The sequence below is a fragment of the Fulvivirga lutea genome (assembly GCF_017068455.1).
GTDB lineage: Bacteria > Bacteroidota > Bacteroidia > Cytophagales > Cyclobacteriaceae > Fulvivirga > Fulvivirga lutea.
The window spans coordinates 1,238,833-1,252,012 of record NZ_CP070608.1; the positions used below are offsets into that span (position 1 = coordinate 1,238,833).

Annotated in this window: 16 protein-coding genes; 10 read left to right on the top strand and 6 right to left on the bottom strand. The window is 36.8% G+C overall.

Annotated features, from left to right (window positions below):
- Positions 1 to 52 precede the first annotated feature (52 nt).
- Together JR347_RS05680 and JR347_RS05685 are read right to left on the bottom strand one after the other, a co-directional pair.
- The gene (locus tag JR347_RS05680) at positions 53 to 1,276 is read right to left on the bottom strand and encodes an ABC transporter permease (protein ID WP_205723085.1); all 1,224 of its coding nucleotides are present in this window, start codon (positions 1,274 to 1,276) and stop codon (positions 53 to 55) included.
- Between the two features lie 4 nt (positions 1,277 to 1,280).
- The gene (locus tag JR347_RS05685) at positions 1,281 to 1,652 is read right to left on the bottom strand and encodes a ribosome-binding factor A (protein ID WP_205723086.1); all 372 of its coding nucleotides are present in this window, start codon (positions 1,650 to 1,652) and stop codon (positions 1,281 to 1,283) included.
- 115 nt (positions 1,653 to 1,767) lie between these two features.
- On the opposite strand from JR347_RS05685, the gene JR347_RS05690 reads away from it, so the two are divergent.
- Entirely contained in the window at positions 1,768 to 3,171 is a 1,404-nt protein-coding gene (locus JR347_RS05690; protein ID WP_205723087.1) for a hypothetical protein, read from the top strand.
- Here JR347_RS05690 and rpiB read toward each other — a convergent pair.
- The 4 genes from rpiB to JR347_RS05710 form a co-directional block, all read right to left on the bottom strand.
- The gene (gene rpiB, locus JR347_RS05695) at positions 3,168 to 3,596 is read right to left on the bottom strand and encodes a ribose 5-phosphate isomerase B (protein WP_205723088.1); all 429 of its coding nucleotides are present in this window, start codon (positions 3,594 to 3,596) and stop codon (positions 3,168 to 3,170) included. The genes JR347_RS05690 and rpiB overlap by 4 nt on opposite strands.
- Entirely contained in the window at positions 3,593 to 4,399 is an 807-nt protein-coding gene (gene tatC, locus JR347_RS05700) for a twin-arginine translocase subunit TatC (protein WP_205723851.1), read from the bottom strand. Before tatC ends, rpiB begins: the two co-directional genes overlap by 4 nt.
- Before the next feature lie 44 nt (positions 4,400 to 4,443).
- A complete protein-coding gene (locus JR347_RS05705) occupies positions 4,444 to 5,715 on the bottom strand; it encodes a serine hydroxymethyltransferase (RefSeq protein WP_205723089.1) in 1,272 nt (423 codons plus the stop codon).
- A gap of 82 nt (positions 5,716 to 5,797) precedes the next feature.
- Entirely contained in the window at positions 5,798 to 6,520 is a 723-nt protein-coding gene (locus tag JR347_RS05710) for a pyridoxine 5'-phosphate synthase (protein ID WP_205723090.1), read from the bottom strand.
- Positions 6,521 to 6,604: 84 nt separating this feature from the next.
- On the opposite strand from JR347_RS05710, the gene JR347_RS05715 reads away from it, so the two are divergent.
- From JR347_RS05715 to JR347_RS05755, 9 genes are all read left to right on the top strand, one after another.
- Positions 6,605 to 7,054: a GatB/YqeY domain-containing protein gene (locus JR347_RS05715; RefSeq protein ID WP_205723091.1), complete on the top strand. Its 450-nt coding sequence runs from the start codon at positions 6,605 to 6,607 to the stop codon at positions 7,052 to 7,054.
- 6 nt (positions 7,055 to 7,060) lie between these two features.
- Complete coding sequence (locus JR347_RS05720) at positions 7,061 to 7,597, top strand: CvpA family protein (RefSeq protein WP_205723092.1); 537 nt, start codon at positions 7,061 to 7,063, stop codon at positions 7,595 to 7,597.
- Entirely contained in the window at positions 7,581 to 8,153 is a 573-nt protein-coding gene (locus JR347_RS05725) for an anthranilate synthase component II (RefSeq protein ID WP_205723093.1), read from the top strand. The genes JR347_RS05720 and JR347_RS05725 overlap by 17 nt, the downstream gene beginning before the upstream one ends.
- 42 nt (positions 8,154 to 8,195) lie before the next feature.
- Complete coding sequence (locus JR347_RS05730) at positions 8,196 to 8,960, top strand: alpha/beta fold hydrolase (RefSeq protein WP_205723094.1); 765 nt, start codon at positions 8,196 to 8,198, stop codon at positions 8,958 to 8,960.
- On the top strand, positions 8,944 to 9,615 hold the full coding sequence (locus JR347_RS05735; protein WP_317192617.1) for a CBS domain-containing protein: 672 nt from the start codon (positions 8,944 to 8,946) through the stop codon (positions 9,613 to 9,615). The genes JR347_RS05730 and JR347_RS05735 overlap by 17 nt, the downstream gene beginning before the upstream one ends.
- Before the next feature lies 1 nt (position 9,616).
- Positions 9,617 to 10,489, top strand: a complete 873-nt coding sequence (locus JR347_RS05740; protein ID WP_205723095.1) for an NAD kinase — start codon at positions 9,617 to 9,619, stop codon at positions 10,487 to 10,489.
- Between the two features lie 190 nt (positions 10,490 to 10,679).
- Positions 10,680 to 11,654, top strand: coding sequence for a DUF6089 family protein (locus JR347_RS05745; RefSeq protein WP_205723096.1), 975 nt, complete (start codon positions 10,680 to 10,682; stop codon positions 11,652 to 11,654).
- Position 11,655: 1 nt separating this feature from the next.
- Entirely contained in the window at positions 11,656 to 12,378 is a 723-nt protein-coding gene (porG, locus tag JR347_RS05750) for a type IX secretion system protein PorG (RefSeq protein ID WP_205723097.1), read from the top strand.
- A gap of 57 nt (positions 12,379 to 12,435) precedes the next feature.
- On the top strand, positions 12,436 to 13,176 hold the full coding sequence (locus JR347_RS05755; RefSeq protein ID WP_205723098.1) for an isoprenyl transferase: 741 nt from the start codon (positions 12,436 to 12,438) through the stop codon (positions 13,174 to 13,176).
- Positions 13,177 to 13,180: the final 4 nt, after the last annotated feature.

Sequence of the window (13,180 nt, forward strand, 5' to 3'; positions counted from 1 at the left end):
ATATTCAGTTGAACGGCAATATAATCGGATCAAAGTGGTTTAAGGTAAAAAACTACAGCTGGTTCACTGCACTGTAGCGAGTCGCAATGATAGCTGGCCGATACGAAATAAGCAAGGTAATCATTACTAAGCTTACAAAAGTATAAACGAAATCTAGCGGTTGTAATTGCACGGGGTAATTTTCTAATAAAGAAGTTTCCATACCCATAGAAACCAAACCAAAATTTTGTTGAAGCCAGCAGATAAATCCACCTAAAATCAATCCAATAAACGCACCGCCTAAGGATATGATTGCACCTTCAAAAAGAAATATTTTTCTTATGAGCTTATTGGTGGCACCCATACTGTATAAGATGGATATGTCCTTCTTTTTATCGATGGCTAACATTGAAAGGGAGAAAAATATGTTGATAGAACCAACTAACAGAATGAATGAAAATGCGATGAATACAAATAATTTTTCAAGGTTTAATAGTTTAAATAAATCTGCATGTTGCTCGTCATTATTTAACACTTTAAAACCATCACCTAGTAGCTCTTTTAGCTGCTGCTGAGTTTTCTGAATATTGGCACCATCTGCACACTTTATTTCGAGGGAAGTTCTTTTTTTATCATAATCTAATAGCTCCTGAGCAAATGAAAGCGGCACGAAAATGTAGTTTTCATCATAGTTTTTTTCAATAGCGAATACGCTACCCACAAGAATATTTTTTTTGCTGTAAAGTTTACTAATATCTAACTGACCGGGCTTAACATCTTTGGTATAATGAACTTGCAATGGATAAAGGTCATTGCCGGGCACGATGGATAATGTGTATTGTACCCCCTGTCCTATGATGGCATAATTTACAAGGCCTTCTTTCAGTTTTAAGTCACCAGCTATTATTGAATTGTCTATTCTGTGCTGATCAATAAAATTTTCAGAAACACCCTTAATGGTGACTACCATATTCGCCTCACGGTAGCGCACATAAGCATAATCTTCTATTACCTCGGTGACTACATCTATGCCTTCAATGGCTTTTATTTGGTTTAAAAACTCATCAGAAACTTCAAAAGTTTTACCCCTCGTAGCTTCAATTTTAAGCTCAGGATCAAATGTATTGTACATAGACCTAAGCAGGCCTTCCAATCCATTAAATACAGAAAGAACCACAATTAAAGCTGCTGTACAAATAGCTACAATAGCCATTGAGATAATAGAAATCACATTGATGAAATTCCTTTTCTTACCTGAAAAGAAGTATTTACGCGCTATAAAAAAAGGAAGGTTCAATAGTTTACTCTTCTTCGTCAGCAGGTGGTATATCCAGTGAATCGATAAGGCTATCTATTTTTGAAGCCTTTTCTTCTACTTCATCTATAAAAAATAGCAGATCTGGTACTATACGTACTTGCTTACCTATTTTGTTACCAAGTATTTTTCGAATCTCGCTTTTATGAGATCGAATTTTTTCCAGTAACTCTTCTTTGTTAGGAACAAGCATCATAGAAAGATATATTTTGGCTATGCTCAGGTCGGGTGTAACCAAAACATCAGCGATGGTAACAAAGGCTTTACCAAATATTCCAATCTTATCTTTCTGAAAGATTTCACTTAGATCTTTCTGAATAAGTTTCGAGTACTTCTGTTGTCTGGTGCTTTCGTTCATGGTGCAAATATCCCAAATTATAAGGTTATATCACTAACTGCCAATTGTATATAAATTCTTAAGGTTATTGCACCCGATTGTCTATTTTCGTGGCTTAAGGTAAAATGAAAACCAATTGCTAAGTTTTTTTAGAATAAACGATCCTTATCGCCTTTTGGTGATTTTCATCATAATGCTTGGTCTTAGGCTTCCTGCCATGATCAGTGATTCAATTCTAACATTACCTGAATTAAACTTTATGCTGGTAGGCGAGAAGATGACCAATGGAGCCGACCTTTATTCTGAAATTTGGGATGCTATTGGGCCACTCAGCGCACTGGTTTATTTTGTGATCGACTGGTTGTTTGGTCGCTCTCAACTAGCTTACCAGATAGTAGCTTTTTTTATATCCTGTTTTCAGGTTTACATTTTTAATAGGTTCATGCTATCGAGTAGGGCATTTTCTGAGAATACCTATGTGCCAGGTCTGATTTATGGAGTACTGTGTTCCCTCAGTTACGATATGCTCACGCTCACACCTTTCCTCATGGGCCTTACATTCATTCTACTGTCGCTGGAAAAAATATTTAGCCATATTGAAGTGAGAGCAAAGCGTGATGAGGATATATTAAATATAGGCTTGTATGTAGGCTTGGCTACAGTTATCTATTTGCCATTTTCAATTTTCGCACTGGGCATACTGGTTATTTTTATATTTTTCACTGGTACAGTAGGTAGAAGATATGCACTCATGACCTTCGGATTTGCCCTTCCTATGATGATTGCTGGGGGCTATTTTTATCTAACCGATAGGTTTACCGATTTTGTTTTTAGTTTCCTTTCTCCGTTTACTGAAATGGACAAAGTATGGTACCTTTCTTTGAAGCATACGCTGATATTGTTTGCAGTGCCTTTAGCTTTTTTACTGCTGTCATTGGTTAGACTTATACAAGGCGCACGACTTACTAACTATCAAGCCCGACTTACCCAAACTATGTTTGTTTGGTTTTTATTTGGAGGGTTTTTTATTGTGCTGTCTGATTATAATGTTCCTTCGGCTTATATTGTATTAATACCAGCCATTACTTTTTACATAGCACATTACTACCTTGCCAAAAAGAGAGGCTTTTTTACTGAGTTTTCGTTCCTCTTTTTCATTTTGCTCATTGTGGCAACCAATGTGCTATCCTATTATTCGGAATATTTTGAAAAGTTTTATGATGATTCAAATTATAAGGTTCAGTCATCTAATCAAACTAAAATTAAAAACAAACGAATTCTCGTCCTTGATGAAGATTTAAGGCCCTATAACACTAATAAATCAGCTACACCATTTTTAAGTTGGCAACTGGCAGAGCCGGTTTTCACCGATCTTAATTATTACGACAACCTAACGATCATTTATGAGGGCATTAAAAATGATCCTCCTGAAGTGATTATAGACCCTGATAATCATCTGACTGAAGTGTTAAATAAAGTGCCGTATCTGGCAGACAAATATTATAGGGCTTTTGATGGTAATTATTACCTAAAAAACTAGCAACTAATTTTGTCTACGCGCCTTTCGTGTCTTCCACCTTCAAAGTCAGTAGTAAGAAATTTTTCTACAATAGCTTTCGTGTCTTCCTGGCTTATAAAACGGGCAGGTATGCATAGTATATTTGCATTATTATGCTGACGAGCCAATTCTGCAAGTTCTGCTGTCCAACATATTGCAGCTCGAATTCCAGCATGTTTATTCGCAGTCATAGCTACTCCGTTTGCGCTACCACAAATAAGTATGCCAAGGTCGCTTTCTTTTTTCTCTACTGAGCTGGCTACAGGATGAGCAAAATCAGGATAATCTACCGACTCAGCACTATGTGTGCCGAAATCTTCAATATCATTCCCGATTTCTTTAACTAACTTCTTAATTAAATCTTTGTATGCAAACCCTGCATGGTCTGCTCCAATGGCTATTTTCATGATTTATTGAGATTTTTTTCTGCCTGTTTTCTTAGTTTTTTCTGAACCCTGGCCGAAATAAAGATACTGAATTGATATAGGCCGAACAACGGCATGGCAATCAAAATCTGGCTAAATGGATCAGGTGGCGTAAATACTGCTCCTAAAATTAATATTACAACAATGGCATGTCTTCTATAATTTCTCATCAATTCTGGAGTAACAATGCCAATTTTAGATAAGAAATAAACAACCATTGGCAATTGAAAAAGCATGCCACTGCCTAAAACTAATGTTGAAAGCGTAGAAACATAAGAGGTAATATCAAATTCGTTATTCACAATGTCACTTACTTGATAACCAGCCAAAAAACTAACTGCTAATGGGGACATAATAAAATACCCGAATAGTACTCCTAAGGTGAAAAGAAATGTAACTGATGCCACTGCTCCACGCGAAACAGATCTTTCAGTCATTCGCAAGCCTGGACTAACAAATCGCCAGAACTCCCAAAATACATAGGGGAATGCGGCTATTATTCCAATAGCAAATGAGCTGGTTATATGCATGGTAAACTGCCCCGTCATCTGCCTACTTTGGATTTTAAAATCAAGTTTATCGATGCACAGGGCTGATGAATTAATCAGGTCTCCTAGTTTACAAAGCATTCTGAATGTCCAGAAATCAGTTTTAGCAGGACCAAACACAATCGTGTTAAACACAAAGTCAACAGAAATAAAAGCTGCTATGCTAAAAACAATAATAGCAATAACCGATCTAATAAGGTGCCACCTTAACTCCTCGAGATGGTCCAAAAAGGACATCTCTTTTTCATCACCATTACCAATTTGATCTAAGGGAGTTGCCACTATTGATAAAGAGGAAAGTTTTTCATCCAGATGTTCACTTCAGATTTTACCTCGGCAATAGTGTTTTCATCCTCATGGTTCATTAAAACTTTGTCAATCAAATCAACAATCTTCACCATGTCATCTTCTTTCATACCTCTTGTGGTGATGGCCGCTGTTCCCACTCTCATTCCTGAAGTCACGAAAGGAGACTGATCATCGAAAGGCACCATATTCTTGTTAATTGTGATATCTGCTTTGATTAATGTGTTTTCAGCAATCTTACCTGTTAGGCCTTTCGATCTCAGGTCGATTAGCATTAAATGATTGTCAGTTCCACCTGATATAATTGAATAGCCCTTTTTAACAAAAGCATCAGCCATCACTTTCGCATTTTTCACTACTTGCAGAATGTACTTCATGTAATCATCCGTTAGTGCCTCGCCAAACGCTACAGCCTTAGCAGCAATTACGTGCTCAAGTGGTCCACCCTGCGTTCCAGGGAATACTCCTGAATCTAACAAAGATGATATTTTTCTTATCTCACCTTTAGGTGTCTTTAACCCGAATGGATTATCAAAATTTTCACCTACCATGATCAATCCACCCCTTGGTCCTCTTAGTGTTTTGTGCGTGGTAGTAGTGATAATATGACAAAATTCCATTGGATCATTCAAAACACCTCTGGCTATCAACCCAGACGGGTGCGAAATATCAGCTAACAATAATGCACCTACAGCATCAGCAGCTTCCCTTAATTTTTCATAATCCCAATCTCTACTGTAAGCTGATGCGCCACAAATGATTAATTTAGGTTTTTCCTTTTTGGCGGTTTTAATTACGCCATCCCAATCTATTAAACCTGTTTCTTTTTCTACTCCGTAAAAAGAAGGGTTATATAATTTGCCAGAGAAGTTAACTGTAGATCCATGTGTTAAATGCCCACCATGCGACAGGTCGAATCCTAATATTTTATCGCCAGGATTTAGTACTGCTAACATCACCGCAGCATTGGCCTGTGCTCCGGAATGTGGTTGAACGTTAGCCCAAGATGCTCCAAAAAGTTCTTTTGCCCTGTCGATAGCAATATTTTCAATTTCATCCACTACTTCGCATCCACCATAATATCTTTTGCCCGGTAGGCCTTCAGCATATTTATTGGTGAGAACAGAGCCCATACTTTCCATCACCTGTGGTGACGCAAAGTTTTCAGAAGCTATCAATTCAATTCCTTCTTGCTGTCTGTTTTTTTCTTTAGAAATAAGATCAAAAATGCGATTGTCTCTCTGCATAGTATGGATAGGTAAAATGAGCCGCAAAAATAGGTTAAGCACTACATATAACCAATATAATATTGGGTTGATGCATTATTAATTACTTATAAAAACCTACTTCTTTCAAGTATCGCTGGATTGTATTCTCCAGACCCAGATATAAAGCATCGCAAATAAGTGCATGGCCAATAGATACTTCATCAGTTTCTGGTATTTCGGTAATTAAGTAGTTGAGATTTTCTAGGTCTAAATCATGACCGGCATTTACACCCAGGCCTAGTTCTGTAGCTTTTACTGCTGCTTTTTTATAAGGGCTGATCGCTTTTATTTTATCTTTAGAATATTGGGTTGCATAAGATTCTGTGTACAATTCAATACGATCAGCTCCAACATCCTTTGCTCCAGTTACCATATCAATTACAGGATCGGTAAATAAAGACACACGAACCCCAAAATCTTTCAATTCCTTAACAACTTTTGTAAGAAACTCTTTATTTCTGATGGTGTCCCAACCAGCATTGGATGTTAATACATCCGGGCCATCCGGCACCAAGGTGGCCTGGGCTGGACGGATGTCTTTTATAATCTTCAAAAATCGCTGATCAGGATAACCTTCAATGTTAAACTCAGTAGTTACCACATCCTTTAAAGCGTAAACATCTTTCGTGGTTATGTGTCGCTCATCTGGTCTGGGGTGAATGGTAATTCCCTGAGCTCCAAATCTTTCACAATCCATGGCAGCTTTAATTACGTCAGGGTTATTACCGCCTCTGGCGTTTCTTAGTGAAGCGAATTTATTTATGTTAACACTTAATCGAGTCATGGTATGTTTATGGAATAATTATCTTTGTGTCTATTATTGTGATACAAAGTTAAACGAATAGATTAATTACATAATTCAATTATAATGAGTCTTAAACAACAAATCGATTCCGATATTAAACAAGCCATGCTTCAAAAGAAAAAAGAGGAATTGACAGCTCTAAGAGCAATAAAATCTGCGATTCTTTTAGCCGAAACAGAAAAGGGAGGAGGCGATGGAATTAATGAAGAGGCTGAATTGAAGCTGTTAGCTAAACAAGCGAAGCAAAGAAAAGACTCAATGGAAATCTACGAAAAGGAGGGAAGAACGGATCTTGCCGAAAAAGAAAAATTTGAGATGGAGATCATCAATAGATACTTGCCAAAACAACTATCTGATGAAGAAATTACTGAAAAACTTAAATCGATAATTTCAGAAGTAGGGGCATCTGGTCCTCAGGACATGGGTAAAGTTATGGGTAGGGCCACGAAGGAAATGTCTGGACAGGCCGATGGTAAGAAAATTTCTGAATTAGTTCGTTCCTTACTGGCTTAAGTAAGATTGAATAAACTGGACTTTATATTGTTGGCTCCCTTGCTCTTTGGTGCTTACCAAGGTTATAAGAAAGGCTTTGTGTTAGAAATTATAGCCATCATTTCCTTTGTGCTCGCAATAATTGGAGGCTTTAAATTGATGCATTGGGGTATGAACCTATTAGATCAGTATTTTGACATCGGTGGTGACCTACTCCCTTACTTGTCTTTTATTCTGATCTTCATAGGAATTATTTTGCTGGTGAATGTTATAGGTAAGGTATTTAAAAAAATTATTGATCTAACGCTCTTAGGGGCTGTTGATAATATTGCAGGTGCCATGCTTTCTTTACTAAAATGGGCGTTTGGTATTAGTATCGTTTTATGGTTAAGTGCCTCCTTTGGTATGGAATTACCTTTGGATTGGACAGAAGGCTCTTACTTTTATGAGCCGGTGTTATCTTTTGCGCCCGGGTTTATCGGCTTTATTACCGATTATATTCCTTTTGCACACGATTTGTTTGATCAGATAAAAGAATTGCTCAGCGGTGGTTCTTCTACTTGATAATTTTGATTCATTCACATTTAATCTTGTTGACTACTTTGCTCAATTAGGAATCAACTGTCATGTGCTTCGAAATGATACACCCATAGGTGAAATTTCTACTCTTGAAATTGAAGCCATTATTTTGTCTCCTGGTCCGGAAATTCCAACTAAGGCGGGAGTTTTATTGGAAGTGATTGATCATTACTATAATAAAGTACCAATTTTAGGTATATGTCTTGGGCATCAGGCCTTGGGTCAATTTTTTGGTATGAATTTGATAAAAGCACCAAAACCAAGGCATGGCAAAATCACTGCAATTCAATTAAATAAAAGTTCAATTTTTAGGGGCTTGCCACAAGCCATTAAAGTTGTGCAGTATAATTCACTCATCTTGGAATCTGGCCATTCTAGTGATATAGATGTAATTGCTATTTCAGAATATGGTCATATAATGGCAATTGCACATAAATCTTTGCCTATTTGGGGCTTACAATTCCACCCTGAAGCGGCATTAACGGAATATGGTATTGATATTCTTAAAAATTGGGTAGAAACTGTCCAGTTAAAAAGATAATTCCACATTTTTGCTTACTTTGTATCAGGTAAAATTTTTTAGATGGCGTTAGAAATAAAAGAAGAAAAAGAGTTTAAATACATCGATGAAGGTCAAGGTGAAGTGCTATTACTGCTTCATGGGTTGTTTGGTGCGCTCAGCAATTGGGAAGGTGTAGTAAACCATTTTAAATCCAATTACAGAGTTGTAATTCCATTACTTCCTATTTATGAAATGCCATTGAAGCAAGCCGGGCTCGAGGGTTTGCAAAAATTTGTTGAAGGTTTTGTCAACCTGAAAGGGTTAGATAATATGAACCTGGTAGGTAACTCACTAGGAGGTCATGTGGCATTGATGTATACATTGGCTAACCCTAAGAAAGTGAAAACAATGACTTTAACAGGTAGCTCCGGGTTATTCGAAAACTCAATGGGGGGATCTTTCCCTAAGCGAGGTAGTTACGAATATATCAAAGAACGAGTAGAATATACATTCTACAACCCTGAAACTGCTACAAAGGAGTTAGTTGATGAAGTATTTGAAACTACTAAAAGTATTCCTAAATGTCTTCGTATTGTAGCAATAGCTAAATCTGCACAAAGGCATAATATGGCAAAGGAAATTACCAGAATAAAACACCCTACATTATTAGTTTGGGGGTTGAATGATACAATTACGCCACCGCATGTGGCACATGAATTTAATAAGTTGATCCCTAATTCGACCTTACATTTTGTCGATAAATGCTGTCATGCCCCTATGATGGAGCATCCAGAGAAGTTTAATGTGTTGTTGAGTAAATTTTTACAGAATGGAAATGATAGCTGAAGAATTAATTAATCATATGATCCCGCCACTGAAGCTGAAAGATGATGCCCACAAGGCAATGCTTTGGATGGAGGAATTAAGATCAAATGAATTACCTGTTGTAGACCATGAGAAGTTTCTCGGAATCATTACTGAAGAAATGATTTTAGAGGTAAATGATGTAGATAAGCATATATCTGATTTTGAACTAAAATATACTGCAAGTACAGTTTCTGGTAAGTCTCATTTTTATGAGGTACTAAAAGTATCTTCTGAACAGCAAACAAAAATGGTGGCTGTATTAAATGAGGAAAATAAATATATAGGGGTAATTACAGTTCAGGATACGGTTACAGCACTGGCTCAATCTGCTGCAGTGCAAGTACCAGGGGGTATTCTTGTGCTTTCGATGAATTCCATAGATTATTCTCTGGCTGAAATTAGTCGGCTGGTAGAAGAAAACAATGCCAAAATATTAAGTAGCAGCATTAAAGAAGATGAGCTGGACAATTCAAAAGTTAGGCTTACCTTGAAAATCAACAAACTTGACCTAACAGCTGTAATTGCAACTTTAGAGCGATTCGAATATAAAATAATAGCCAGATTTCAAGAGACTAAAATTGATGATAATCAGCAAGATAGGCTCGATATGCTTCTAAAATATTTAGACATCTAGTATGAAAGTTGCTATTCATGGTAAGAAGTTCGATGGCTCAGTCAAAGAAGTCATCCAATCATTATTTGATATATTAAAAAGCAAAGGAGTTGAGTTAACAGTTTCCAGTACATTTTCTGAGATTTTAGAGAAGAATAGGGTCTCTCATGACTCGGGAATGTACAAAAAAGGCGACAATTTAGGTGGCTTTGATGCTTTTATCACATTAGGTGGTGATGGGACTTTATTAGAAGCTGTTACTCACATTGGTAAGACAGAAGTTCCAATTTTAGGTATTAATACTGGGCGCTTAGGCTTTTTAGCTACCATTGCTAAAGAATCAATTGAAGGCTCAATAAATGAGCTACTGGAGCAAAATTATGGGTATGACGAGCGATCGTTGTTAACTTTAAATACTCAGGATAGGCTTTTTAATGGCTATAATTTTGCATTGAACGATTTTGCGATTTTGAAAAAGGATACTTCTTCAATGATTGTTGTTAATGCATATATCAATGGAGAGTTTTTAAATTCATATTGGGCAGATGGTGTGATTGTGGCAACTCCAACGGGTTCTACAGGTTATTCCATGAGTTGTGGAGGCCCACTAGTACTCCCACATTCCGAAAATTTTATTATTACACCTGTTAGCCCTCATAATTTAACGGTAAGGCCTATTGTAGTGCCTGATAACTCCGAACTGTCATTTACAATTGAAGGCAGAACGAATAACTATTTAGTTGCATTAGACAGCAGGCTTGAAACGGTCGATGACACCATTACATTAAACATTAAAAAGGCTGATTTTAAAGCTCGTCTCATACAGCTATCCGACAATAACTACTTCAAAACGTTACGTCAAAAGCTAAATTGGGGTCTTGATGTAAGAAATTGATTTTAAGTTTGAACAATTTATGTTTACTTTTGATCTTTAAAACGTATTGCAATACAAACGAACCTTACTTGGCTTAGGTATGTATAAAAGAAATATAATCCTGTCTCTGCTTGTTTTGGTACTTTCCTGTGCCGTAGTTGATTCATATGCTCAACTAAATAGAAAAGCAATTCGCAAGAATAACAAGCGAATGAGAAACTTTAAGGGCAAGAAAAATTATTTCACAAAGGATAAGAAATACAACTCGATTGGTATTACACTAAATGCTTTGAATTATTTTGGTGATTTATCTCCCAATTCCAATGTTGGGAGTACGGATATAGGCTTTACCAGACCTGGAATTGGTGTTGATTTTTCTCACAGGTTCGGCCCTAGATATACTTTAAGAGCATCATTTCTCTATGGTACAATTCGTGGTGATGATTTTGAATCGGCAGAGAAAGGAGATTCAGAGGCTAAGTATAGATATGCAAGAAATTTAAGTTTTAGGAATAGAATTAAGGAGCTTACAGTTGTTGCGGTCTTTGATTTATTCAAAAATGAGGCTTCCTACATAAGTAGAGTACAATGGACACCTTATACTTATATTGGTGCTACAATCTTCCATCATAACCCTCAGGCATATGTGGCAGATGATAGCGGACTCCCAGAGGCAGGTACTTGGGTGGATTTACAACCTTTAGGAACAGAAGGTCAAAATGCTGATTTAGAACCAACAGATGCTAACGCTGGAATTGAACCTTATAAACTCGTGCAATTTGCAATACCTTTTGGAATAGGAGTAAGGTATCGCTTGAATCAGGTATTTGATCTTTCATTTGAAATGGGCATCAGATATACATTCACCGACTACTTAGACGATGTTAGTCAGAATTATGTAGATCTTGGTGTTTTCGGAGATGACGATTTAGCACGATACTTATCTGACAGATCTACTAATACTTCTGGTGCTGAAGGAGGGTCGAGAAATATTGAGGCCGAAGGATTTAATACCACTACGTATCAAGGGCGAGATGGAAATAATTATACTGTAGTTGCAGGTTTTGGGCAAGAATTTAGAGATAATAATAGAGGTAATAAAGACAATAATGACGTTTATTTCGTTACATCGATAAGAGTAGCCTACATCATTGGCGCTACTTTTACACGTGCGAAATTTAGATAACATGTCAAAATCTCAGCTATTTCGAGTTCTTAAGAAAGGTATTTTCAGCCTCACTGTATTTTTAATACCCTTTGTTACTCATGCCCAAGAAACAGAAATTGGATTTGGGTTTGGTGGATTCAAGTATTTTGGTGACATGTCCAGAGGAATAAGCTTAAATGGAATTAATCCTGCTGGTAATGCATTTTTCAGAACCAATCTAAACAAAGAATTGAGCTTTAGGCTTGGGCTGACCGCTGGCAAATTAGCAGGAAGTGATTCAAGAACGCCTATTGATCCATTTACAGATTTAAGGGATGCCAGTTTCAATATTTTTCTTTTTGAAGTATCAACGGTATTTGAATACCACTTTTTGAACTGGAGACAAGAAAATTCCATTATCCGATGGACTCCTTATTTATTTGCAGGGATAGGAATTTTCGGTATTTCAGGGATGGATGATAAGCCCGTTGAGTACAGTAATATTCAGCCGGCCATTCCTTTCGGAACAGGTATTAAATACATCTTAAATCCTAAGTGGTATGTTGGTGTTGAAGTTGGTTTCAGAAAAACATTCTTTGATTATCTGGATAATTTAGGCCCGGGCGATGGAGTTATTAAGAACTACGATTACTCTAACCGATTTGATAATGACCATTACGCATTTTTAGGAGTTTCTCTAACCTATTCTTTCTATAATATACCTTGTCCAACTAGCCCCTATAAGAAAAATTACAGACGCTAGAATTATAGTAAATCAGGCGATTTTTTAGCTTAAAAAATCTAATTTTGCAACTTCGTTATGAACCCTACAATAAATATTGATAAGGACAACCTGCCTACACACATTGCCGTAATAATGGACGGTAATGGAAGATGGGCTAAAGGGAAAGGTGCAGCAAGGATTTTTGGACACAAAAATGCTATTGAAGCTGTACGAGATGTAACGGAAGGTTGTGCAGAGTTAGGGGTAAAGTATCTTACACTATACGCATTTTCTACTGAGAATTGGGCTAGACCTAAAACGGAAGTGAAAGGTTTAATGCAATTATTAGTGCATACAATTAAAGCTGAGATAGGCACATTGCAGAAGAATGATGTAAAACTTAATGCGATTGGTGATTTATCTTCTTTACCAAATAACTGTCAAAACGAATTGGCGGAGGCTATTGAGCTAACCAAACAGAATAAGGGTTTGGTATTGACTTTAGCGTTGAGTTATAGTGGCAGGTGGGAGATTTTAGAGGCAACTAAGTCAATTGCCAAGGCAGTACAATCAGGAGAAATTCAAATTGATGAAATAGATACTGAATTATTTCGTTCGAATTTAATGTCAAAGAATATACCGGATCCGGAACTATTAATCAGAACAAGTGGTGAGATGCGAATTAGTAACTTTTTACTTTGGCAACTTGCCTATACCGAAATATATATAACACAAAAATTGTGGCCTGACTTCAGAAAAAATGACCTAAATGAGGCGATTTTAGCTTATCAGAGGAGAGAAAGAAGATTTGGTCAAATAAGTGAACAAGTGAACTAGATTG